Origin of the sequence: Rhodococcus sp. HM1, assembly GCF_023218075.1 — a bacterium.
GTDB lineage: Bacteria > Actinomycetota > Actinomycetes > Mycobacteriales > Mycobacteriaceae > Rhodococcus.
Genome location: NZ_JALPTB010000084.1, coordinates 1 through 23,732 on the forward strand (window position 1 = coordinate 1; position 23,732 = coordinate 23,732).

Annotated in this window: 22 protein-coding genes and 1 pseudogene; 11 read left to right on the forward strand and 12 right to left on the reverse strand. The window is 65.6% G+C overall.

What is annotated here, in order from left to right; translation table 11 throughout:
* Nucleotides 1-483: glycosyltransferase (locus tag M1M07_RS28205; protein ID WP_248676280.1), on the reverse strand; the 483-nt coding region annotated here is incomplete at its 3' end.
* A gap of 3 nt (nucleotides 484-486) precedes the next feature.
* Nucleotides 487-1,035: a WcaF family extracellular polysaccharide biosynthesis acetyltransferase gene (locus M1M07_RS28210; protein WP_197253011.1), complete on the reverse strand. Its 549-nt coding sequence runs from the start codon at nucleotides 1,033-1,035 to the stop codon at nucleotides 487-489.
* A gap of 73 nt (nucleotides 1,036-1,108) precedes the next feature.
* Here M1M07_RS28210 and M1M07_RS28215 point away from each other — a divergent pair, with 73 nt between their 5' ends.
* From M1M07_RS28215 to M1M07_RS28225, 3 genes and pseudogenes are all read left to right on the forward strand, one after another.
* Nucleotides 1,109-2,377: a hypothetical protein gene (locus tag M1M07_RS28215; RefSeq protein ID WP_248676281.1), complete on the forward strand. Its 1,269-nt coding sequence runs from the start codon at nucleotides 1,109-1,111 to the stop codon at nucleotides 2,375-2,377.
* Nucleotides 2,374-3,282 carry a glycosyltransferase family A protein gene (locus M1M07_RS28220; RefSeq protein ID WP_197253010.1) on the forward strand — a complete coding sequence of 303 codons (909 nt, stop codon included), beginning with the start codon at nucleotides 2,374-2,376 and terminating at the stop codon, nucleotides 3,280-3,282. The genes M1M07_RS28215 and M1M07_RS28220 overlap by 4 nt, the downstream gene beginning before the upstream one ends.
* A pseudogene (locus M1M07_RS28225) lies at nucleotides 3,282-4,169 on the forward strand (oligosaccharide flippase family protein); the annotation flags it as partial. The gene M1M07_RS28220 and the pseudogene M1M07_RS28225, both read left to right, overlap by 1 nt.
* A 400-nt stretch (nucleotides 4,170-4,569) precedes the next feature.
* On the opposite strand, the gene M1M07_RS28230 reads toward M1M07_RS28225, so the two are convergent.
* Both M1M07_RS28230 and M1M07_RS28235 read right to left on the reverse strand, forming a co-directional pair.
* A complete protein-coding gene (locus M1M07_RS28230) occupies nucleotides 4,570-5,184 on the reverse strand; it encodes a serine acetyltransferase (protein WP_197253009.1) in 615 nt (204 codons plus the stop codon).
* A gap of 10 nt (nucleotides 5,185-5,194) precedes the next feature.
* On the reverse strand, nucleotides 5,195-5,692 hold the full coding sequence (locus M1M07_RS28235) for a YdcF family protein (RefSeq protein ID WP_248676282.1): 498 nt from the start codon (nucleotides 5,690-5,692) through the stop codon (nucleotides 5,195-5,197).
* A gap of 229 nt (nucleotides 5,693-5,921) precedes the next feature.
* Between M1M07_RS28235 and M1M07_RS28240 the strand changes: the two genes are divergently transcribed.
* The gene (locus M1M07_RS28240) at nucleotides 5,922-7,094 is read left to right on the forward strand and encodes a glycosyltransferase (protein WP_197253008.1); all 1,173 of its coding nucleotides are present in this window, start codon (nucleotides 5,922-5,924) and stop codon (nucleotides 7,092-7,094) included.
* Here M1M07_RS28240 and M1M07_RS28245 read toward each other — a convergent pair.
* From M1M07_RS28245 to M1M07_RS28260, 4 genes are read right to left on the reverse strand one after another with little or no spacing between them, the layout of a single operon-like run.
* A complete protein-coding gene (locus tag M1M07_RS28245) occupies nucleotides 7,091-8,572 on the reverse strand; it encodes a lipopolysaccharide biosynthesis protein (protein ID WP_231610859.1) in 1,482 nt (493 codons plus the stop codon). The genes M1M07_RS28240 and M1M07_RS28245 overlap by 4 nt on opposite strands.
* 45 nt (nucleotides 8,573-8,617) lie before the next feature.
* Nucleotides 8,618-9,583, reverse strand: a complete 966-nt coding sequence (locus M1M07_RS28250) for a TIGR03621 family F420-dependent LLM class oxidoreductase (protein WP_248676283.1) — start codon at nucleotides 9,581-9,583, stop codon at nucleotides 8,618-8,620.
* Between the two features lie 13 nt (nucleotides 9,584-9,596).
* On the reverse strand, nucleotides 9,597-10,502 hold the full coding sequence (locus M1M07_RS28255; RefSeq protein WP_248676284.1) for a hypothetical protein: 906 nt from the start codon (nucleotides 10,500-10,502) through the stop codon (nucleotides 9,597-9,599).
* Nucleotides 10,499-11,611 (reverse strand): methyltransferase domain-containing protein, encoded by a 1,113-nt coding sequence (locus tag M1M07_RS28260; RefSeq protein WP_197253004.1) that lies wholly within the window; start codon nucleotides 11,609-11,611, stop codon nucleotides 10,499-10,501. The genes M1M07_RS28255 and M1M07_RS28260 overlap by 4 nt, the downstream gene beginning before the upstream one ends.
* Nucleotides 11,612-11,625: 14 nt before the next feature.
* On the opposite strand from M1M07_RS28260, the gene rfbC reads away from it, so the two are divergent.
* On the forward strand, nucleotides 11,626-12,180 hold the full coding sequence (gene rfbC, locus M1M07_RS28265) for a dTDP-4-dehydrorhamnose 3,5-epimerase (RefSeq protein ID WP_197253003.1): 555 nt from the start codon (nucleotides 11,626-11,628) through the stop codon (nucleotides 12,178-12,180).
* Here rfbC and M1M07_RS28270 read toward each other — a convergent pair.
* Genes M1M07_RS28270 through M1M07_RS28285 form a run of 4 tightly spaced genes read right to left on the reverse strand, consistent with a single transcriptional unit; the run spans nucleotide 12,164 to nucleotide 15,893 of the window.
* The gene (locus tag M1M07_RS28270; protein ID WP_197253002.1) at nucleotides 12,164-13,192 is read right to left on the reverse strand and encodes an NAD(P)-dependent oxidoreductase; all 1,029 of its coding nucleotides are present in this window, start codon (nucleotides 13,190-13,192) and stop codon (nucleotides 12,164-12,166) included. The two genes, rfbC and M1M07_RS28270, sit on opposite strands and share 17 nt — an antisense overlap.
* 3 nt (nucleotides 13,193-13,195) lie before the next feature.
* Nucleotides 13,196-13,849, reverse strand: a complete 654-nt coding sequence (locus M1M07_RS28275; RefSeq protein WP_197253001.1) for a PIG-L deacetylase family protein — start codon at nucleotides 13,847-13,849, stop codon at nucleotides 13,196-13,198.
* On the reverse strand, nucleotides 13,846-14,640 hold the full coding sequence (locus M1M07_RS28280; protein WP_197253000.1) for a glucose-1-phosphate cytidylyltransferase: 795 nt from the start codon (nucleotides 14,638-14,640) through the stop codon (nucleotides 13,846-13,848). The genes M1M07_RS28275 and M1M07_RS28280 overlap by 4 nt, the downstream gene beginning before the upstream one ends.
* On the reverse strand, nucleotides 14,637-15,893 hold the full coding sequence (locus M1M07_RS28285) for a class I SAM-dependent methyltransferase (RefSeq protein ID WP_248676285.1): 1,257 nt from the start codon (nucleotides 15,891-15,893) through the stop codon (nucleotides 14,637-14,639). Before M1M07_RS28285 ends, M1M07_RS28280 begins: the two co-directional genes overlap by 4 nt.
* A 248-nt stretch (nucleotides 15,894-16,141) precedes the next feature.
* Between M1M07_RS28285 and M1M07_RS28290 the strand changes: the two genes are divergently transcribed.
* From M1M07_RS28290 to M1M07_RS28315, 6 genes are all read left to right on the forward strand, one after another.
* Nucleotides 16,142-16,621, forward strand: coding sequence for a GyrI-like domain-containing protein (locus M1M07_RS28290; protein ID WP_197252998.1), 480 nt, complete (start codon nucleotides 16,142-16,144; stop codon nucleotides 16,619-16,621).
* Between the two features lie 56 nt (nucleotides 16,622-16,677).
* A complete protein-coding gene (locus M1M07_RS28295; protein ID WP_231610852.1) occupies nucleotides 16,678-17,043 on the forward strand; it encodes a hypothetical protein in 366 nt (121 codons plus the stop codon).
* A 234-nt stretch (nucleotides 17,044-17,277) separates the two neighbouring features.
* Nucleotides 17,278-17,889, forward strand: a complete 612-nt coding sequence (locus tag M1M07_RS28300) for a hypothetical protein (RefSeq protein ID WP_248676286.1) — start codon at nucleotides 17,278-17,280, stop codon at nucleotides 17,887-17,889.
* On the forward strand, nucleotides 17,886-20,015 hold the full coding sequence (locus M1M07_RS28305; RefSeq protein WP_248676287.1) for an Rv1355c family protein: 2,130 nt from the start codon (nucleotides 17,886-17,888) through the stop codon (nucleotides 20,013-20,015). The genes M1M07_RS28300 and M1M07_RS28305 overlap by 4 nt, the downstream gene beginning before the upstream one ends.
* A gap of 57 nt (nucleotides 20,016-20,072) precedes the next feature.
* The gene (locus M1M07_RS28310; protein ID WP_248676288.1) at nucleotides 20,073-21,959 is read left to right on the forward strand and encodes an EAL domain-containing protein; all 1,887 of its coding nucleotides are present in this window, start codon (nucleotides 20,073-20,075) and stop codon (nucleotides 21,957-21,959) included.
* Between the two features lie 193 nt (nucleotides 21,960-22,152).
* Nucleotides 22,153-23,691 (forward strand): sugar transferase, encoded by a 1,539-nt coding sequence (locus tag M1M07_RS28315; RefSeq protein ID WP_282582413.1) that lies wholly within the window; start codon nucleotides 22,153-22,155, stop codon nucleotides 23,689-23,691.
* The last annotated feature ends 41 nt before the right edge of the window (nucleotides 23,692-23,732 follow it).

Genomic DNA, 23,732 nt, shown 5'->3' on the forward strand with positions numbered 1-23,732 from the left:
GTCCTTCTCCAGCGGCGTCAGGTGGAACACCGCCCCGGCGGCCAGCAGCACCTTGCGCGTCCACACGGCGTCGAGCGGACCGGCGAGCGGATGGCGGGACGGAATGATCATGCCGTGGGTCTGGACCGCATAGGGGATTTCGTGACGTCGCGCGCACACCGCCACGGGAAGAACCACGAGATCACGACCGAGGTGGATGTGGACGACATCGAAGCCGGTCCGGTTGTGGTGGAACCATCGTTGCAGACCGGGCGCGCCGACACCTGCGAACCCCGTTCCGGGAACGAGGGTTCGAGCAGTGAAGAGGCGTACCGGAACGCCGTCGACCCGGTTCGGTGGCACCCGGTAGCCGCGGGTGCCGGCGGCGACCGTCACTTCGTGGCCCCGGTCGATCAGTTCCGCACTCTGGTTGAGCGCGACGCGGGCCGGTCCCCCGTATGCGCCGTCGGGATCGAGAAGCGTGACAACCTGGAGGATGCGCACGAATCATCCCGGGGTGACGATCGCACGAGGAGCACGCACGAGTGAATCGGGAGGAACGTCCGACGTCACGAGTGCCCTTGCGCCCACGACCGAATTCGCGCCGACGGTCACTCCCCGCAGGACGGTGGCACCGGCGCACAGCCAGACCCCGTCCTCGATGACAATCGGACCGTTGTCGAATTCGAAGGTCGGCGATTGCCGGTCGTGGCTTCCGGTACACAGATATGCGTACTGCGAAACGCAGACATCCGAGCCGATGACGATCTCGTCGAGGTTGTAGAGGTCGGCGTTCGTTCCGATCCACGAATCGTTGCCGATCGTAAGCTTCCAGGGCCATTGGACATTCACGCGATGCCTGATGAGCACGCCGGTACCGATCTCGGCGCCGAACAAGCGCAGCAGGGTGCACCGCAGGCGGGCCGGACACCACACCTGGGTGAAGATCAGCGTCGATACCACGACCCAGAGGGCCTGGGCCGCGAAACCGCGGCCCTTGTCGTAGGAGTGACCTCGCCGGGATCGCAACGATCGCTTCGATTGTGCAGCGGACACACACACCTCCGCAGGGCACGGCACTACACTTCGAGAGGGTACGCCGTGTTCGGCTCCGAGCGAGGGGCATTACGTGACAGTTCTCGCGAGAGCATCCGTCCGCACCGTGGCGGAACGGCGGACCGCCCACATCCGGGTGCTGGCCCGGGTACTGCTGTTGGCCGCCGGTGCCACGTCGGGCATTCAGCTGGCGAACTTCACCGTCACCGGATTGTCGCTGGTCTGTCTCCTGCTCGCACCCGGATTCCTGCTGATGAAGCATCGGGGAGTCGATCTGCTCCCGATCGTTCTGGCTCTCGTGGGATCGTTGTCGTTTCTCGTCTCGTGTGCTGTCAACGACGTAAGCCTGCTGTGGCCGAATGCAACTGCGTTTCCGGCAATTCTGCTCTACCTCGTCGGCCTGACGGTTCTCACCGCGCGTTCGATCGATGCGATCGCCACGGTCCTCGCCGGAATCGCCACCGGCACAATGATTTTCTTTCTCACTCAGGGCATCGAACTGACCCGGACCGGAAGCATTCCGGACCTGTGGAAATACGGTATCGCTCATGCGGTGACGATTCTGGTGCTCTTCGGGATGACGACCGCCCGCGTACCTCCCTTGCTGCAGGGGGCGGCACTCATGGTGCTCGGGCTGGCGAGCCTGGGGCTGAATTTCCGGTCCCACGCCCTCGTGTGTCTGCTCGCGGGCGCAACGGTCTGCACTCGGCAGATCCTCGGCTCCCGGATCGGCCGCGTCTGGCAGTTCCTGGGAATCGGAGCGTTCGGGCTCGTCTTCGCCCAGGTGATGCCGATCGCCGCTCGAGCGGGGCTTTTCGGAGCCGCCTTGCAGCAGAAGACACTGGAGCAGGAAGCCACGAACCTGCCGTTGCTGTTGGCCGGACGCACCGAACTGCCGATGAACATCACGGCGATTCTCGAGCGACCGTTCCTGGGATGGGGCAGTGCGTTCAACCTGACTCCGGACTTGTACACACAGGCCGAGCACCTGGCGATCAGGATGGGCTTCGACCCCGGGTTTCCGTTCGACCTCTACTGGCGTCTACCGCCGAGCGACTACTCGGCAACGCATTCGATCCTGCTGGGTTCGTGGGTGGAGGGCGGCGTCCTTGCGGTTCTGCTGCCGCTGTGGCTGCTGGTCGCCTGCCTCGGCGTGGTGTGGAACAGCTCCCGCTTCGGACGGTGGACACCGCTCGTGGTGACAGTAGCCTTCCAGGGAATCTGGGATCTGCTCTATGCGCCCTGGACATACAACATGATCGCGGAGTTCGCGTGCATCGCGCTCTTCTACTGCGCTGTGCACTTCCGCCGGTCCGTATCCGTCGCACCGGATTCGTCGTGAGACCGACTGTGAGCGTCGTGATTCCCACCTTGTCCCGGCCTTCTCTGGACCGGGCGGTGCGATCCGTCCTCGAGCAGACATATCCGGTCGACGAGATCATCGTCGTGGCCGATACCGAACTGCCGGTGACGGTGCCTCCCGACGATCGCATTGTGCTGCTCCGCAGCGGGGGTAATGCGGGACCCGCCCGGTGCCGGCAAATCGGTATCGCCGCCACCCACGGTGAAGTCATCGCGCTACTCGACGACGACGACGAGTGGTGCCGGGTCAAGCTCGAACGCCAGTTGGCAGCCGTCGCGAACGATGTGGGGGCGGGGACACCCTGGATCGCATCGTCACGGATGGTTGTGGTCGGTCCCGGAGACCGGCGGCGCATCTGGCCGCGTCGCCTGGCGTCATCGGACCAATCGATAGCGGAGTACCTGTACCGGTTCACCGGATTCACGATGGGTGGCGCCGCTCTGCAGACCTCGACCCTGTGCTTTCCCAAAGAGCTCGTGCACTTCGTGCCGTGGGACGTGGATCCGGACGCGCCGCACGAAGAGGCGAGCTGGCTGCTGCGGATCCGGCGCGCTGTCCCCGATGTGCGCCTGATTCATCATCCCGAAGTGCTGAGCACCTACAACGTGGGCGACCCGTCCTTCTCCCGGGCTTCGACGGACCGCACCGACGAGTATCTGGCCTGGGGATTGAGGTATCTGGGCGGGGAATCAGCGCGTGTGCGCGGTGACTATCTCAGCACGAGTCCGGTGAGTGCAGCGGTGTCGGCGCGATCGTTTGCCGGAGTGGGACGCTCGACGTGGTCGGCGATCCGATACGGGAGACCCGGGCCGTTCGCTGTCTCGTATGCGATCCTCGGTGCCGCACGCACACTCGTGCGCGCCGTCCTCGCGCCGGTTCGATGATGGCGACGGGCAGCGACCGTCTCACGCACGACGAACGCCGTGCCCTCGTTCGCGGAACGCTCTACCGCATCGTGGGTACTCCGGTGGTCGCCGTTCTGGGGCTGGCCAACACGGCCGTGATCGCGCACGAAACCGGGTCGGCGGTCTTCGGATTGGTGTCACTCGTCGCCACGATCACGTTGCTGGTGCCGTTCGCCGACCTCGGTATCGGCGCGACGGTGCTGAGTGCCGGTTCGAGACTTCAGGACAACGGTGACGATCCGGGTGCGGCCGATGTGATCAGGCGTGCCTACCGCGTCCTGTTCGCCGTTGCGGGCGCGACGGTGGCCGTCGCCCTGATCGTGATGGCACTCGACGGTTGGACGGTATTGGTGGGCATCTCCAGCGGCCCGGCGGATCGCTGGGCGATCACGGTCGCCGCATGTCTGTTCGCCTTCACGATTCCTGCCGGTCTCGGGTTGCGGATCCTGATCGGCATCGGCCGGATTCCTTCGGCGACAGTGATCCAGATGAGCTGCCCGGCCGCTGCTCTGGTCATCACCCTGACGCTGTACGCGATCCGAGCGGACGAAATCTGGTATGCGGTCTCGGCATTGGGCGGCCTGCTAGCTGGGCAGATCCTTGGAACCGTACTGGCGCTGCGCGCGAGCGGCCTGGGATGGTCGGCCTTTGCGCGGGTCTCTGCATCGAACACCGGAACCCGGTTGCTTGCGGGGAGTGGATGGCTGTTCGTCGTCGGGGTCGGTACGGCGGTCGGATTACAAACAGGTCGGGTGCTTCTGGCGCATCTGTCCACGCCGGCGGACCTGTCGGAGTACGCGGTGATGGCGCAGATCTACGGTGTGGTCTGGTCGGTGATCTCGACGGCCGGACTGGCCTATTGGCCGGTCTTCGTGAAGCGGCAGGGCGCCGCCGAGGGGACGATCCGGATGTGGTGGCGGCTCACGGCAGTTTTCGCCGTGGGCGCCGCGGGCGCAACCATCGGACTGACGCTGCTCGGTCCGTGGGCGGCGGACGTCCTCTCCGGCGGGCAGATAGACGTGCCGGCGATGCTCGCGTTGGCATTCGGCCTGTTACTGGTGGCGCAGGCCGTGCATTTTCCGGCGAGTGTACTGCTGGTCATCCCGGGGGAAGCCCGGTGGCAGGCGTTGTGGACGGTCGTGATGGCGGCGATCGGCGTGGGTCTGGGGTGCATGCTCGCGGGGCCGTTCGGCGCTGTGGGAGTCGTGTGCGCCGCGGCGCTGGGCGTCTACCTCGCGCAGGTGCTTCCGGATCTCTTGTGGGTCCCTAGGCTTGTTCGTCGTCGAATGACCGACGGTGCAGATCGAGCGGGGTGGCAGGTGGGGCCACGACGGTCGTACCGGGAGGCACGTCGTGAATCACGGTCGCGTTCGCACCCACAACTGCCCCGTCGTGCAGGGTGACGGGCCCGATCACGATCGCGCCCGCACCGACCCGCACATCGTTGCCGAGAGTGGGTCGTCCCCGTGCGTCGTGGCCGATGGTGACTTGCTGGTTGATCCAGCAATGACGTCCGATCGACTCGGCGGTCACGATCGTGCCGACGCCGTGCTGGATGAACAGGCCCGGCCCGATCCGGTTCGCCTCGAGGGTGAGAGTCGGTGCGGGGCGGTACACCGCGCGCATCACCATCTGCACCAGTAGTGGTGTGGACCGAAGACGGAAATGGACGAGCGTTCGGAACTCGGTGAGCGCGCCGGACAGATAGGCGAACCGCGAGTAATCGTCGAGCCTCAGCAGATCGTCGTTGTCGATGCAGCGCATCCACCAGTCGACGTCCTCGGCGATGGTGTCGGCCGCGTCGGAGTGGGCACCGACCCACCACAGCGGGTATGCCCAGATTCGTGCACACCGTATGAGCAGCGCCCGGTTCCGTCGCATCGTCCGGCCCTCAGCATCCCGGCTCGAGTTCGGCCTTGAGGAATCCCGCTGTCTGATACACGTACTCGGATGCCCATCGCCAGGGCGGCAGATCCGCCGGGCTCGCGATCATGATCAGCTCACCGTCGAAGCATCGCTCGAGGATGAATCTGGCGCGGGAGATGTGCGGTACGAACGTCACCACGATCACCCGATCCCAGCCGTACTGCTCGGCCATACGGCCCAGTTCGCGTGCTTCGCCGCGCGTCGTCGGTGGATCGGGAAGGAAGCAGTCCAGTTCGAAGCCGGGAAACTCCTTTCCGCAGTTCTCGGCGGCCCAGTCTTCGCCGGGTCCGTCGGGATGGGACAGAACGACTCTCGGGGCCCATCCTTCCATTCCGAGTTCGACACCGAGAGTGTGGCGGCGCCAGTCGTCTCCGCCGAGGACGAAGATCGCGTCGGCGGGCCGCAGCGAATCGATCTGCGGTCGTACATAGACCGGCAACCCGGCGATCAGTGAGGCGATCACCAGGAAGCAGATCGATGCCGCCGCAAGTCGGAGGCGAGACCGTGTGTTTCGAAGCGTCACCCACGTGTTCTCCGTTCCGAGCCGAGGTCGGTGACTCCCGGCCAGTCTAACGACCCCGAACAGCCGATTACTTCGGATGCGCGTCGAAACCGGAACGCACAGGCTCGCTCTCGCGGTCGCGGCACGATCTGCGACCGTCCCGGACGCGATCGACCTATCATCGGAGGGTATGGAGCCAAGCCATGAGGCGTCTCCTCGGCCGGATGTGTTCTTCGGGTTCTCGTACGAGATGTTCGACGACGCGGTCGGTCGTGAATTCTGCCGGCCACCGGACCAGACGCTGCTGGCGCTTGCTCACGATTCGCGGATCGGACGATTGATGGTCGCCGATCCCTGGCGTTCCTACGTGGTGTCGGCGGCGCGGCGGCGGCCGGTTCGGCTCATCGAGGACATTTCGGTCGCGGGGCGGGACGCGATTCGTGTTCGGCCCCACCGGCTGCGGACCGATGACGCATCCGATATCGGCACCGTCGAGCGTTCCTATCGACGTTACGGTGAGGTGCTCGGCCGTGCCCTGGCCCGCAGTCGCGGTGAGCGGGAGCCCGCCCCCGATTCGGCGGCCCTGGTCACCTATCACCCGTTCGCGGCGGCGTTCTGTGACTCCGCGTGGATCAGTCGGATCGTGTACTTCGGACAGGACGACTGGGCGACCGGGGAGGGGGTGGCCAAATGGTGGGACGTCTATCGGGAGGCCTACCGGCGCATCGATCGTCGTTGCGCTGCGATCTTCGCGGTATCCGAGGAACTGGCGGACCGTCTGTCGCCGCGAACGGAGGTCGTCCCCAACGGGGTCATAGCCGATGTCTGGCGCCCGAGGCGCCCTGCCGCCGATCGCATCGCGTCATTGCCTCGGCCTCGCGTGGTCTACACGGGCACGATCGACGACCGCCTCGACCGTGCCCTCGTGGAATCGACGGCGAGCATGGTGGGTTCCGTTGTCATGATCGGGTATCCCGGGGATACGCAGACCATCGAGTGGTTGCGTTCCCTCGATCGTGTGCACGTGTTCGACCCGGTGGGTCAGGACGAACTGGCTGCGATGGTGCAGGCCTGCGACGTCGGAATGATCCCGCACCGCGACGACCCCTGTATCCGGGCGATGTCCCCGCTCAAGCTCTACGAATACCTGGCCGCGGGTCTGCCCGTACTGTCGGTCGATCTCCCGCCTGTCCACGGCGTCGACGATGAACGGGTGCGCATCTGCCGGCGGGAAGACTGGGCGAAGAGCCTGACACAGGTCCTCGGAATGGGCAGCGCGACGGAGCAACATCGCCAGGCGTTCATCGACGCAGTGTCGTGGGAACGGCGGATGCGACCGGTGGTGGACGCCGCTGTCGGCTAGCTGCGCGTCGACTGTTGCGGCACCGGTGCGGGACGGTCTTCGACGCCCAGCACCCGTCCGATGATGTGTCGAAGCTCGGCGTACTGCGCCGGATGGGCAAGGCGCAGAGTAACTCCACCTGCGGCTGCGGCCGCGAGTGATCCGAACCCGAGCACCACGAGTTCATGGCCGGGTACAGCGATGGCGATCAACAGGTACGTCGCGCCGACCCACGTGGCCGTGTGGGCGCCCGGAATCAGTAGTCCGATCTGATCCCGCAGGCCGACAGCGAGAAGCCGCCGCCGGATCAACCACTCGACCGGGACGAGAAACGCGGTGGCGAGACTGTATCCGGCGGCGACTCCGAACGGGCCGAACGGCAGTCCCGCCACGATCCCCGCCGTGGACACCGCGGTGGTGAGCCACGCGTATCGAAGGTTGAGGGTGGCGTGTCCGAGTCCGAGCATCAGCGGCGCGGTCGACGGCTGATAGATCGCCTGCATCGCTCCGGCGAGAGCGAGAACCTGGACGATGGATACCGCCGGGTTCCACTGCGGACCGAAGAGCACGAGCACCAGTTGGGGCGCAGCCACGGCCGCGAATGTCATGACGGGCAATGCCAGGGTGGCGTCGGTACGGGTCGCTCGTGCCAATTCCTTTCGCAGTGCAGCGAGATCGTCTGCGAGCCGGGAGAAGACGGGAAACAGCACGGCGCCGACGGTGATGGAGGCGAGCTGGACCGGCAGCAGGAGCAGTCGATATGCCAAGCCGTAGAAGGCGAGTGCCTGAGGTCCGTGGAACCGCCCGACCAGCAGATTGTCGATGTTGCGGGACACGGAATTGATCAGAATTCCGGCCGCGAAGGCTCGCAGGGAAAATGCGGCAATCTCGCGGAGGCGACGAAAGTGAAGGTTCGGCCACCGCCCGGCACCCACCAGGAGGAATACCACGAACAGCACGATATCGGTGATGAGGATCTGCACCACGAGCGCCCAATAGCTTCCCCCGGCAAGCGCGACGCACAATCCGGCCGCGCCGCCGGCCATTGCTGCTGTGATGTCGGCGATGCCGATCCTGCGAAACTCCATGTCGCGTTGAAGCATCGCCCGCGGGGTGATGGAGGCCGCGCGGATGATCAGGCACGGCGCCAGTGTCGCGAGAACTACAGCGAGCTCCGGGGTCTGCATGAAGGACGCCCACCAGGGGGCAATGGCGATGGTGAGGAGTGTGAAGGCCGCTCCGACCCCCAGGTTGACCGTGACGACAGCACCCGGCATGTCGGGTTCCACGTGCTCACGCTGGATCAGTGCGCTGGAGAAGCCCTGATCCAGGAGCAACCCGATCACTCCGATGTACACCAGCGCCTGGGCGACGATGCCGAAAGCCTCCGGACCGATCAGCCGGGCGAGCAGAATCGCGAACACCATCCGCGAAACTTCCCGCCCCACCATCGAGATGCCGCTCCAACGGATTCCCCAGGACAGACCACCGTCGGCCATGGTCACCTCCCGAAGGGTCGTGAGCACGAACGTCGGCTCGACACGTCAAGTCGAGGCGAGCTCGTTCGACCGGTCGAGCTGTTCGATGATCCGGGCTGCGGCACCGTCACTCCTCCCGAGGTTCCAGTAGGTGATACCGAATCGGTCGCGCCACTCCCGCAGCTGATCCGCGCACCGGGCAGCTGTGCCGGTGAGGACGGCCGGAGAGCCTTTCAACAACTCGGCGTGAGCCTCGACGCGGGCCGCCCACGACGACCGAGGGGTGGAGGGGGAGGGGAAATCCGTGACATCGACGTGGTAGCAGCTGAACTGAAATGTGGGAGGGGGACGACCCGCTGCGGCGGCGGCAGATCGGACTCGGTCGACCTTCTCCGTGATCCGGACCGCAGTGAGATCTGTGACCGCTGCGTCGTCGATCGCATTGTCGTCCATTCGCGCATGCAGTCCGACGATGTCGGCGGTCCGGCCTGCCAGGTCGAGCATCCGAGGCCCTCCTGCGCCGACGAGTATGGGAGGGCTCGGCTGCTGGACACATCGTGGAAGTGCCTCCATGTGGTCGATTCGGTAGTGTTCCCCGACGAAATCGACGGTGTCCGTGGTGAAGTACCGGCGGATGATCTCCAACGATTCCGCCAGCCGCGCGACTCGGGTTCCGCCGCTGTAGAAGGGGTGGCCCAGCGTCGTGCAATCGGCGGGTTCCCAGCCGGCACCGATGCCGAGTTCGACACGTCCCCCCGAGAGAACATCCACGGTCGCCACTTCTTTCGCGAGCAGTGCGGGGTGGTGGAGGTCGTTCGGCACCGTGAGGGACAGGACCCTCAGTCGAGTGGTACTCGCCGCTGCGTAGGCCATTGCCACGAGTGGGGACAGTTGCCAGCCCCGGGTTACATGCTCGGAAACGGAGACGGTGTCGAAGCCCATGGATTCGAGCCTGCGGACTTCGGACACCCAGGTATCGCCGTTGCCTCGGAACCGAGGCATCGGCGCGATCATTCTGATCGAGTCGGACATGTTCCTCCTGCACTCACGTGAGGGTCTCGCGCACAGGGGTGAACCGATCTTCGTAGGCACTCGCGATGTCGTCGCCGATGGGTTCGAAATCCTTGATCCGGAGGAAATCTCGCAAGGAGGTCCCCGTGCAGGCCGAATCGATGTTCGGAGCCTCTCGCCGGCGAACGACGTCGTCGAGGTGGACTGTACGGAAATCGATACTGAACCGGGTCCGGCCGGACGTGTTCGGCACGGTCGAATGCAGCTGATTGGCCGAGAACAACATGACCCCGCCTGCTTCCGGAACTACACGTACCTGGGGATCGAGTTCGATCGGCTCCTCCGGCCTGGGCTGGTCCCGTGTGTCGCTGGTGATGTGCTGCGCGGCCGTGTGCCGCGACACCCGGTTCCACTCGTAGTAGTCGTAGCGGGACGAACCGTTACGAACAGGCGTGTCCCAGTAGCGGGGATGGAACGCCATGACGTTCTCCGGCACGACCGGGTAGATGGGGATCCACCAGTTGAGCTGGCTGAACGGAGCCGAATACCAGGTATCGCGATGGGGGTGGAAGGCGTACGAGATCCCGGAATCGAGGTAGCTGTTCGAGGTCGAGGTGCGCAACCGGGGAACATCGAAGTACGTCTTGTCACTGTCGCAGTGGTATTCGGTGAGCAGATCCTGGATCAGCCGCTTCGACTCCGGATGGTGGATGAACCGAGGTTTCAACTCGGCGAGCAGTTGAGCGAAGTGCTCGACCGTCATCCGGTGTTGTGCGGTCTGTGGATCGAGTGCGCCGAAGGCTTCTTCGATCATGGAGCGCGCGTGCGCAATCAGCGCCACGGACGCCCGGCTTGCCGGATACACCAGTACCTCACCGCGGTACAGGCGTTCACGCCGCTCGTCGTCGGTGAAGGCGGGGTTGGAGAGAACGGTTGTCATATCGAGTCCTGCCTTTCGCGCTGGAGCTGCGACCACGCTCCCGGACCGTCGACCCTCCACGATCCGGCCAGCGTGGGATACCGCTGTTCGACTTCGGGCCGTAGGTCGGCAAGTGTCAGCACCACCCGGTCCGGTTCGACGGTAACGAGTTCCTCCGGCGAGATGATCGGCACGTCGGTGCCCGGCATCCGGCGGCCCTGCTTGGCGGGCGAGGCATCGGCGACCGCTGTCACGAGCCTGCGATCGATTCCGGCCAGGTGAAACAGCGCCACCGCGCGGGACGCCGCGCCGTACGCGTATACACGTTTACCGGAGCGGGTTTCGTCCTCGAGCCAGGTGCGTAGGGAACGAACGTGGTTGTCGGCCGCATGCTGCAGGCGCCCGACGACATACGGATCGGTCGTCCCGGATTCGGCGTCGACGACTCGTTGCACGGACTCGCCGGGTGTCCCGCGCCCGTGCGCGGCCGCCAGCAGAACCGTTCCCCCGTAGAGGTCGAAGGTCCACGCGTCTGTGGCTCGCATTCCGACGTCGTCGAGCAACCGGATCAGCGCTGCTGTCGAGTAGTACGCGAAGTGGCCGTGGCGCAGTGCGTTCCACTGACCGAGCCGCACGATCGTGGCCAGTGAATGGAATTGCAGCAGCAACAGTCCGTTCGGTGCAGTGGCCGCTGCTCGTTCTGCGAACGCAGCTCGCTGATCCGGGTAGTGCATGATGCCGAAGCTGTCGATCACGACGTCCGCCGGTCCGTCGCACGGGGTAAAACCGTGTTCGGCGAGCAGTGGCAACCACGTCCCGCCGTGCGGGCTTCCGAATTCGCGAACCGTCGTGCCGCGGAGTCGGCCCGACTCGCGGACTCGTGCCACGGCGTCCGCTGCCTGTTCTTTCAGCGCCTGTGGCTCGATGCCACGAGGTTCGGCCGTAGTGGTGTCGTCGTCGGCCAGCTGAGCGAGCCCGCAGGTCGCACACAGGTCCATCGCGAGGGGATGTGAGACCTCGTGTTCGCCGATGGCTTCGGAGACAGGTGGAAAGTGATCGGCGGCAGGAACCTTACCGAGGTCGAGTACTCGATCCGGATCGGACATTCCACATGCTCGGCACGCACTCATGGGACCATGTCCTCGTGCGCATCGAGGAGACCGATCTGGCCGACGTCGTCGTGCTGGTGCCGCAGCCCCACCGCGACGACCGTGGATTCTTCACCCGCACGTTCGACGCGTCGATCTTCGACGAATACCTCGGCAGACCGGGTGCGTCCGCATCGTTCGTTCAGGATTCCCAATCCCGTTCCGGCCGTGGCGTTGTCCGGGGTATGCACGGACGCGCGGGTCGCGGGGAAGCGAAGCTCGTGCGGTGCGCCCACGGTGCGATTCACGACGTGCTGGTCGATATCCGGCCCGCTTCGCCGACTTTCGGGACGAAGCAGACATTCGTGCTCGACGACGACGAGTTCCGCCACCTGTACGTTCCGCCGGGATTCCTGCACGGTTTCCAGGCGCTGACGCCGACCGCGGACGTCTGCTACCGGATCGACCGGCCGCACGATCCCGCTGAGGACCTCGCCGTCGCCTACGACGATGCCGATCTGGCGATCGAATGGCCGCTGCCCGTGACGGTCGTGTCCGAGCGCGATGCGAACGCCGGGAGTTGGCAGGAATTGCTCACGCTGCTGAGGTGACACGGCGCATCGAGTCATCGAGAACTCCCGTTCTCCTGAGCATTTCGAGTCGAGCCAGCCGGGTGAATCGTTCGTCGAAGTCCTCCGCGGTGAGTCCGGCGAGCGTGTACTGCTCGTACAACTCCGCGGCTCCGTCGGCGACACTCCATGTCGCCTCGAACTCCAGTTTCGTGCGAGCAGCACCGAAGTCCACCCGGTACGAACGCGGATCGGATCCGTACTCACCGGTGATCATCAGTGTCGAATCGGGAACGGTATCGACCACAGCCTGTGCGATCTCCGCGACGGTCTGGTTGTTCATTTCGGAGCCGACGTTGAACGCGTTGCAGTGGATCGTCTCGGCGGGCACCTCCAGACACCGCGCGAAGGCCTGCGCGATATCCCGGGCGTGGACGAGCGGCCGCCAGGGCGTGCCGTCGGACAGGACCTTGACCTTGCCGGTGAGCACCGCGTGTCCCACCAGGTTGTTGAGCACGATGTCCGCGCGCAACCGTGGAGAGAACCCGAAGGCCGTCGCATTGCGCAGGAACACCGGGGAGAATCCGGAGTCCGCCATCGCCGCGACATCGTCCTCGACGCGCACCTTGCTCTCGGCGTAGGGCGTGAGGGGACGCAGGGGCGCGTTCTCGTCGACCGGATCCGACCCGGCCGCACCGTACACCGAACACGTCGACGCATAGAGGAAGCGGCGTACACCTGCCGCCTTCGCGCACCGTGCGAGCCGGACGGAGGCCTCGTGGTTGATCTCGTAGGTGATCCGCGGCTCGAGGTAGCCGAGCGGATCGTTCGACAGTGCCGCGAGGTGGATCACCGCGTCGAAGCCCGCGAGGTGAGAGGCTGTGACGTCACGGAGATCGAGGCGCAGCGTCGGAGGGTCGTCCGGTTCGGTGCCGAGGACGCAATCGGCGAAGAGACCGGAGTCCAGACCCGTGACATCGTGGCCGTGTGCCCGGAGTACCGGCACCATGACCGATCCGAGATAGCCCTGATGGCCGGTGACGAGAACGCGCATGATTCATGCCTTTCCGAAGGCGACGGTGGCCTTCTCCACGACGAACGCCTCGGCGTGCGGTCGCCGGCACTGCACGCCGCGGAGCCGCGACAATCCGAGGAACGCGTCTTCGTCGAACCAGTCGTGATCGCTCTGGGACGGGTAGTGCTTGAGCAGGATCCGTGCCTTCTCCTCGGCGATCTTGCGCGTCAGCGGGTGATAGATCGTCGTTCGAGGGGTGTCGGACTCCCATTTGAGGATTTCGTATCCGAGGATCAGGTGATCGCGGAACGCCGTCGGCACCAGTTCCGCGAGCAGGCGGTGGTCCTGATGAGCGTCCTCACGTTGCGGCGCGAAGACCACGTCCGGTTCGCACATGCGCCGGAACGCTTCGAGAGCGGTCTTGATGGCCTCCCAGTATCCCGGGGCGCGACCGTCCGGGACGTCGAGGATGGTGAACTCGATCTCGGCGCCGGGGCACAACGCCGCGAGCGCGTGCCGTTCCTCGATCTCACGCCGGGAATCCTCCCCGGCGATGACGAAGACGTGGACGCGTGTGGGTGCGGTCGCTCGTGCCGTCAGGGTGAGCAGTGTGCCACCGACCCCGATCGCGATGTCGTCGCAGTGCGCACCGATCGCGGCGATCTCGCGTACGCCCGAGGCCAGGAGTTCGATCACGACTGCACCCCCGCGGGTTCCGATTCCCACACCGTCCACGGATGGATACCGCGCGCATAGTTGTCGTCGAGTTCGGCACGTTCCTTGAAGGTGTCCGCCGGCTTCCAGAAGCCGTCGTGGCGGTACCCGAACAGTCGCCCCTGGCCCGCGAGGGTCCCGCAGACGTCGGTGACCAGGTCGCCGCCCGGCGGCAGGAGGTCGAAGATCTCCTGACTCAGCACGAAGTACCCACCGTTCTCGAAGATCGGCAGGTTGCCGACGGGGATGATCTCCTTGATCTCGCCGTTCTCGGCGACGTTGACGCAGTGGAACGACGATTGGGGTGGAACGACGAGCATCGAGGCCGCAGCCCCGGATTTGTGGTAGCACTCGATCATGTGGTCGAGGGGGGCGTCGGTCAGTACGTCGGCGTAGTTGGCGAGGAAGTACCGGTCGCCGCCGAGATGAGCGCGGACACGACGCAGTCGCTCGCCGATCGCGGATTCGAGCCCGGTATCGACGAAGGTGATCGACCAGTCGCTGATGTCGGTGTGGAGCATCTCGATCCGGTTGTCGTGCATGACGAAGTCGTTGGACTGTTCCTCGTGATAGTCGAGGAAGAACTCCTTGATCTTGGTCGCGCCGTAACCGAGGCAGAGGATGAAGTCGGTATGGCCGTAGTGGGCGTAGTACTTCATGATGTGCCACAGCAGGGGCCGGGGCCCCACCATCTGCATGGGCTTGGGAATCTCGTCGTGGCGATCGTTGCGCATGCGCATGCCGTATCCGCCACAGAAGAGTACGACCTTCATAATCTGACGCTCCTTACGAAGTCGCTGGGACCGATAGCGGTGTGCAGGGTCGGTAGGGGGAAGACGAGACGGCCACCCCATGAGTCGATGGTTCGGAGTTGTTCCGTCAGTTCCGGCTCGAGGTTCCACGGCAGCGCGACGACGACATCGGGCCGGTCCTTCTCGAGGTCCTCGGGCGGGTGGATCGGAAGCCGGACGCCGGGCGTGTAGCGGCCGTGTTTGTACGGGTTGCGGTCGACGGTGTACTGCATCAGATCGGGGCGGATGCCGCAGTAGTTGAGAAGCGTGTTGCCTTTACCCGGGGCGCCGTAGCCGACGACCGTGAGATCGCGGTCGCGGCAGTCCAGCAGGAAGCGAAGGAGTTCGCTCCGGATCGCCTGCGTACGGGGTTCGAGATCCGTGTACCCCTGGACCGCATGTAACCCTGCTTCCCGTTCCTGTTCGAGAACGGCTTCGACCCGGGGTCCGGGGGACCCTGCGGATTCCTCGGGTCGCACCCACAGCCGGATGGATCCGCCGTGGGTGTCGAGTTGTTCGACGTCGACGACGTCCAGTCCGGCGGTCGCAAGCGCGCGCATCGCCGACAGGACCGTGTAGTACTGGAAGTGCTCGTGGTAGATGGTGTCGAACTGGGCCGAGCGGACCAGGTTCAGTGCGTGGTGCACCTCGATGCTGAGCCATCCCTCGTCGGCAACGAGGATGCGGAGTGCCCGCGTGAACTCGAGCAGGTCGGGGACATGGGCATAGACATTGTTCGCGACGACCAGATCGGCCGGACCGTACTCCCGGCGGATGTCCTCGGCGGTGCCCTCGTCGAGGAACGCGGTGAGCGTGGGCACCCCGATCCCGCGGGCGGCGGCCCCGACGTTGACCGACGGTTCGATGCCGAGGCACGGGATGCCGGCGGAGACGACGTGGCGGAGCAGGTATCCGTCGTTGCTGGCGACTTCGACGATCGACGAGTGCGGGCCCAGTTCGAGGTCGTGGACGGCCCTCTCGACGAAACGGCGTGCGTGCTCCACCCAGGAGTCGGAGTACGACGCGAAGTATGCATAGTCCGAGAACGTGTCCTCGGGCGTGATGAGCGCGGGAATCTGCAGGAGGAGGCAGTCTTCGCAGAGGCGGAGGTGGAGGGGATAGGTGGTTTCGGGGAGGTCGAGTTCCTCCTCGAGGAGGAATCGCTCGCAGGGCGGGGTGGCGCCGAGGTCCAGCACGCTCAGCAGGTGTTCGGAATCGCAGAGACGGCATCTCATCGCTTAACCCCTCGGGCGCTGAGGATCCGCACCGACACTCAAATGGCGACGCAGAGTCCGACAAGCCCAGCTAACCATACTTGAAGGCTGTAGGAAAGACGAAAAGAGACTTCGAGATTGTTTTTGGAGGTTGTGGAGAAACCGCCGGAAAGCGGCCCTAGACTCGATGTAACTCACATCGTTCGCATTCGTCGGGGGACCACGCGGGATGTGTGCTGTTCGGAACCAGAGGGTTGGGAGGTTGCCCGATGTCGTTCCATATCGTCCAGCGAAAACGAACCCTGGTGGCGGGGTTGCCGGTCCGCAGCCCCCGCCGGCCGCTGGGAAAGCTGCGTGATCGAGACCTCGAGCGAGCATGGCATGCCGTCCTCAAGCAGGAGCTCGGCGGACCGCTCGCGTCCGCGTACACCGATCCTGCGGAGGAAGTCGGCTCGTACTACACGCAAACCGTGGGATACCAATGTGATTCGCTCGACCAGGTGACACCGGGTCATATCGTGTCCTGGGTGCCTGCGGGCACGTATGCAAAGTTCTCGTCGACCGGTTCGTTCCCGGGTGTGGTCGCCGATCTGTGGGAGCAGATCCACGACGCGGAAAGTTCGGGTGCGATCGTCCGATCCTTCGTGGGCGATTTCGAGTTCTATCCGCACGCGTACGCGATCGATCTCTACGTGTCGATCAGTCTTCCGGACCACGTCGGATCATCGAAAGACGTTGGTGTGCAGTGAGTTTCGAGGTTGTGAAACTTCACTCGTTCGGAGTGGGAGGACTGGTTCTCCCGGGAATGGCACCCGGTGCAGCGGCCCAGCGTTCGGAACTGATGGCGTTCACCGAGGACCGCATACGGGCACGTGGCATCGACGAGGTCGTCGTGGCGTACGTGTGCAATCCCGAGGTGGGCTGGTCCGCGGTGGTCGGGTACCGCTGCAATGGTGTGGACGACCTCCCGGTCGGGGACTCGATGGTGACGGTACCGACCGCATATTTTGCTCATTTCACGAACGATGCCGACGACGGCGATCCGGTCGAGGACGTCTGGGATCAGGTCGAACTCGCGGAGAAGGAGGGACGAATCGAACGCGCCTACGGCGGTGAGGTGGCGACCATCCGATCGGACGGTGAAACGGACCTGTTCATCCGGTTGGTCTGATCAATCTGATCAAAAAGAGAGGGATTGAGCCGTAAACGTCTCATCCCTCCAATCCGTACGCGATGATTGTTACGAGTCGGTCGTCGCAGCGGACGTGTGCACGCCGGCCGGGGGAGTGACACGTTCGGAGGGTGAACAATGAACCGAGCCGTGCGGCTTGCGTCGAAACCGGTGGCGGAAACGACGCAGTCGCAGGTTTCTGTTCACCGGGACCATGCGTCGGGATATCACTTCGTGGCCGCCCCGCCGCGCGCTGTGCCGGATCTGTGGCGCGAGTACATTTCGGGTGCGTTGCGCGCCTACCGGCGCTTCGGGGTGGAATCCGCCCTGGACTACGAGCGGGTGCGCAGCGGTGAGACGACGGCCCTGTTCCACGCGGCACTCGATTCGCGGGGCGTCGTGGTGGGCGGGTTGCGTGCCCAGGGGCCGTACACCCGGGCCGAGGAGTCCCATGCTCTTCACGAGTGGACGACGCCGCAGGACGTCGACCGGATCCGGAGGATGATCGAGGCCCGGATCCCGGCCGGAGTCATCGAGGCGAAGGCGGCCTGGGTCGCCGAGGGACTGCCGCATCGGCGTGAACTGACACTCGCGCTGGCGCAGATGGGTGCGATGTTCATGGACCTGCTCGACGTCCGGTTCATGATGGCCACGGCGGCGGACAACGTGCTCGAACTGTGGAAGACCTGCGGTGGCGTGGTGGACCACCGTATCCGCGCGACTCCCTACCCGGACGCGCGATACCGGACACGCCTGATGTGGTGGGACAGGCATCGCAACCGTCCCCAGGCTCCGGTCGTCGTCGCCGAGATGCGGGTGCCGCCGAGCGGCGGGGACGCGAGGTGACTGCGCTCGGGCGTTCGACCTGGGAAGCGTCCGTGCTCGTGGAAGGCCGGGCAACGGACATGGAGACCCTGCATGCCCTGCGCGCGGATCCAGGCGTTGCGGTCGTCGATCGTCTGGCCGATCAGCTGAAGGAAATGCGGGGGATACTGCCCTCCCCGGATTCCGACCTGCTCGACGAGGCTCCGCGGTGGGTGCACTATCCGTGGCGGCGGACCGTGGTGCGGGTGCTCGGTCCCCGATCGTTCCGGCGACTCCGATTCGATCGGAACCGGAACAAGCTCACGGTGCAGGAGCAGGACCGGTTGCGCGAGCAGACGGTGGGTGTGGTGGGGCTCAGTGCCGGTTCCGCGGTCGCGCAGGCGCTGGTGCTCGACGGTCTGTGTGGGACGCTGCGGCTTGCCGATTTCGATGCGATCGAACTGTCGAACCTCAACCGCGTGCCCGGTTCGCTGGTGGACCTCGGTGTCAACAAAGCCGTCGTCGTGGCCCGGCGCCTCGCGGAGCTGGACCCCTATCTCGAGCTCTGCGTGTGGCCGGACGGAGTCCGGCCGGACACCGCGGCCGCGTTCGTCGACGGGCTCGACGTGCTCGTCGACGAGTGCGATTCGTTCGACACCAAGATCGGATTGCGGATCGAGGCCGCGAAGCGTGGAGTGCCCGTCGTCATGGCGACGAGCGACCGGGGGCTGATCGACGTCGAGCGTTTCGATCAGGATGCCGCAACGCCCTTCCACGGACTGTTCGAGGACGTCCGGCCGGAGCGGCTGGCAACCCTGTCCGGCCGCGAGAAGATCCTGTTCGCACTCCGGCTGCTCGGTGCCGATCGGCTCTCCTCCCGGATGGGCGCCTCGCTCCTCGAGATCGATCGATCACTGACGACCTGGCCTCAGCTGGGCAGCGAGGTGATGCTGGGGGGAGCGGCGGTCGCAGCCGCGGTGCGACGGATCGGTTTGGGTATGTCCCTGAAGTCCGGGCGGTCCGGCGTGGACATCGACGATCTCCTCGACGGGCTCGTTCCTCCGGCCGGCCGGGTGACGGCACCCGATCGGCCCGCCGACTTCGGCGGCCCTCCCGACGACCCGGTGGACCGGGTGTTGTACGCGGCTTCCCGAGCCCCCTCCGGGGGGAACAGCCAGCCCTGGTCGATCACTGCGGACGACGATTGCATCACCGTCACACTCGCGGCCGATTTCGTTCCCACCGCCATCGATATCCGATGTCGGGGCGCGTATGTGGCGCTCGGCGCTGCACTGCAGAACGCCCGCATCGCCGCAGCCGCCCACGGCATTCTCGGACCGGTGCGGTGGGCCGCCGACGGCCTCGGCCGAGTCGGGGAGCCGTTCGCGACGATGGAGTTCGCCGCCGGCGCCGACCCCTCCCTGGCCGCCCGGTACGACGCGACGCTCGCCCGCTGCACCAATCGGCGACCGTGTGACGGGACGTCGCTGTCGGAGACCGAAATCGAGGCGTTGCACGCCGCGGCCCGGCAGGAAGGCGGCGACATCCGCGTCGTCGAGGGCGCCGAGAATCTGGCCGCCGTCGCCGAAATCCTCGCCGAATCGGACCGGATCCGCTATCTGACCGAGTCGTTGCGACGCGAGATGGTGGCCGAGCTGCGCTGGCCCGCCTCCGGTGGCCTCGAGAGCGGGATCGATGTCGACGCGCTCGGTCTGGACGACGTCGAGCGCACCATGCTCGAAGTGGCGCTGCGAAACGACGTGCTCGAACAGTTGGAGGAGTGGGACCTCGGCCAGGGCCTCGGGCGCATCACCAGTGAGCGCATACGCCACAGTGCTGCGGTGATCGCCGTGACTGCGCCGGGACCGGATCCGGTCGACTACATGCGTGCCGGGATGGTCACCGAAAACGTGTGGATCTGCGCGCAGGAGCTCGGACTGTCGGTCCAGCCGACGTCGCCGGTCTTCCTCTACGCGGAGGACGACGAGGATCTGGTCCGCCTCTGCGCGCCTCGGGTACCCGCGATCCGCAGGCTGCGTTCCGCGCTCGATGACGTGCTCGGAGCGAAAGCAGGGGACCGGTACGCGATTCTGCTCCGGGTCGGTCACGGAACGCCGGAACCGATCCGTAGCGCTCGACGCTCGGATAGGGTACGAAGATCGTCCTGAATTCGGCGTCGTACGCGGTCGAGCGGAGTCGTTGACACAAATTTTCGGTGGTGAAAGATGGCTGTCGGAAGTGTCGAGAACATCGTCACACGTGTGGCCTCGTTCCTGATGCCGGTGGACGCGGTCACCCATCGGTCCGCGATCGAGCAGGTCTTGCGCACACTCGTCGAGTACTTCGGCGTGGACACCTCGTTCCTCCGGTACAACGACCACGACATCCACGCGACCGTCCTGGTGGCGGAGTGGCCCCCGCGACCGTTCGTCCCGGATCCGGACCCGTTGGGGGTCGTGTATTTCCGCGACGCCGACCCGATCTTCGCGATGACCGAGGACATGAAGGAACCCGCGGTCAGCAGTCCGTCGAAATCCGGCTCGGGTTACGCCGACCGGGTCTTCGCCGGGTCCGGCGTGCCCGCGGTCTCCGTCGCCGCGGTCCCGTTGATCTCGGGCACGGTCACGACCGGCACGCTCGGATTCATCAAGGCGGGCGAGCGGGACTGGAGCGAGGAGGAGATCAACACACTCACGATGATCGCGGCGCTGCTCGCGCAGGTGCAGGCGCGGGTGCGCGCCGAACAGGAACTGCGTGACGCGGCGTATCACGACGAACTGACCGGACTGGCCAGCCGTCGGGCACTGCTCGAACACCTCGAGCAGCGACTGCGGCCGGGGCAACCGGGACCGGTGGCGGTACTTTTCCTGGACCTGGATCGGCTCAAACCGCTCAACGACTTCCTGGGGCACGCGGCCGTCGATGTGTTCCTCTACCGCACCGCGCAGCGCCTGATCCGCGTGTGCGATCCGGGTGATCTGGTGGCGCGGCTGGGCGGCGACGAGTTCGTCATCGTTCTCGACGGTCCGGTGTCCCTCGAAGACGCTCAGCAGCGCGCCGACGCGTTGCGCTGGGCGGTCGGGATGTCGGTTCAGCTCGGAAGTCAGGTGGTCGGACGCGGGGGCAGCCTCGGCGTGGCGGTCGGAGAACCGGGTCGCATCACGCCGGTGGCGCTGTTGGGGCGCGTCGACGAGGCGATGCTGATGGCCAAGAGCAAAGGTGGCAACAGTGTCGTCGCATACACCGAGGACATGCGGGGGGCGAGCGAACGCCGCAACCTGATCGAGCTCAGTCTGCGGACGTCCATCGACAGCGAACATCTCACCCTGGAGTATCAGCCCGAAGTCGATCTCGTCGACGGCACGATCGTCGGGGTCGAGGCCTTGGTCCGCTGGAACCATCCGGTGCTCGGGAGACTGCAGCCGACGGAGTTCATCGAGGTGGCGGAGTCGACCAACCTGGCCGGTGAGCTGGGCGCCTGGGTTCTGCACGAGGCGTGCGCACAGCTGGCCCAGTGGAAGAAGGAGATCCCCGGCCTGAATCTCCGGATGAACGTCAACGTCTCGCCGGTGCAGCTGGTGAGCCTCGATTTCGTCGAGACGGTGGAGAGCACCCTCGAGGAATTCGGCCTCGACAGCTCGTCGCTGGGCATCGAGATCACCGAGTACGTCGTGGTCAGCGACCTGGAACGCTCGCGCATGACGCTGCGTCGGCTCGATCGGCTGGGTGTCCGTTGCGCGATCGACGACTTCGGTACCGGGTACAGCTCGCTCGCGCACCTGAAATCGCTTCCGGTGCAGACACTCAAGATCGACAAGGTGTTCGTACTGAACCTGCAGCGCAGCAAGAGCGACCGGGTCATCGTCGAATCGATCATGGGCCTGGCGGCGGCGTTCGGTCTGGACGTGGTTGCCGAGGGGCTCGAATCCGAAGTGGCGGCCGCGGAGTTGCTCGCGCTCGGGTGCACTCGCGCGCAGGGTTTCCTGCTGAGCCGGCCCCGGCCTGCCGACGTGATCGGCGAGATGCTCCGACGCGGCCGGATCGATCTGCCGTGGCGGCGTGAGGGCAGCCGCGAGTCGCTCGCGGCCGATCGCATCGAGGATCGGCGATAGATCCGAGACCTCTGGGCGCAGGGTGCACTACTCGTACTGGAGTGGATGCATTACATCGGTGAGGCGTGACCCGGTTCGAGAGCACGAAGTGACCCGGGTGGGGACCCGCAGTTCGTTATTGCGCCCAAAACAATCCTCAGGTAGGTTTTTAGGGAACTGGAGCCATTCATCCCCGGAATGGGGGTCCTTTTCCATGTACAAGAACGACAGAGGTGCAGGGGCCGGGGTGGGGGAATTCGTATCCCGGATTACATTCTCGTTCGAGCCGGCGGCGCCTGTGGCCCGCGGAGTGCTCCCGGGATGTGCTGCTCCGGAAAAGGTTTCGCGTCCGTGGTGGGAACGCCGATATGCGGTGCTCGCGTGCTGCGTCGATCTTCTGTGTGTCCTCGCGGCCGACGCCGTGGTGACATTCGGCTACCACCATCTGGCGTTTCCGGCCGGCCGCTCGCTCGGCCTCGTCGCGGTCCTGCCGATCGTGGCGATGATTGCCCTCGCGTCTCAGAGATCTTGGGATGCAAGGATTCTCGGTTCGGGAGCCGAGGAGTTCCGGCGGGTCGGCCGCGCCTACGCGCTCGCGATCGCGGTGCTCGCGGTGGCCGGCTACGCGTGGGGAACCGCCGCCGGTCAGTCGTGGATCTTCGGTGCCCTGCCGTTGGCCGCGCTCACGACGGTGTGCGCTCGTCTGGGGCTCCGCCATTACATCCGGAGGCGGCGACGGAAGGGAGCGTATGTCTGGTCGGTTCTGGTCGCAGGGGACACGGTGGAAGTACACGAACTGCTGGCGCGATCGTCCGAGTTCCTGGATTCGGGATGGGAAATCGATGGTATCTGCCTTCCGGCCGATTCGTTCCGCGGGAAGGCACCACTCGCGATCGACGACGTACCCGTCCTGGGCACCGAGGACGACATCGTCGGCATCGTCGCCCTGCACGGATTCCAGGCGGTTGCGCTGCTGCCGTCCAGTGATTGGACGCACTCGAAGACCCGGGCGCTGAGCTGGGATCTGGAGCGGACCGGCACGGACCTCCTCATGGCACCCGTTCTCATGGATCTGGTCGGTCCGCGGCTGCACATGGCTCCGCTCGCGGGTCTTCCCCTGCTGAAGTTCTCCGCACCGCGCTATTCCGGCCCGTCCTGGCTGGTGAAGAACGTCTTCGACCGGGTCGCCGCGCTGCTGATCGTCGCGCTTCTCGCCCCGGTGCTGCTCGCCATCGCCGTCGCGATCCGCGTGACGAGCCCGGGGCCGGCGCTGTTCAAACAGACGCGGGTGGGACGGGACGGTCGAACCTTCACGATGTACAAGTTCCGCAGCATGGTCGTGAACGCCGAGGATCGGCTGGCCGAGGTCGCCGACCGGGACATCGGGGCCGGTGTGCTGTTCAAGATCTACGACGACCCCCGGGTGACGCGGGTGGGCAAGTTCATCCGGAGGTACTCACTGGACGAACTCCCGCAATTGTTCAACGTCGTCACCGGCGACATGTCGCTGGTCGGTCCGCGTCCACCGCTCGAGTCCGAAGTCGCCCGCTACAGCGAGGACGGAATGCGCAGACGCCTGTTCGTCAAGCCGGGGCTCACGGGACTCTGGCAGGTCAGCGGGCGCAGCAACCTCTCGTGGGAGGAATCGGTGCGCGCGGACCTGAGATACGTAGAGACCTGGACCTTCGCCATGGATCTCGCGATCCTGTGGCGCACGATCGGCGCGGTGTTGCGCGGCAACGGCGCCTATTGACCCCCGGTGGGCCGTCCCACCCCTCGGCGGCCCACCTTCCC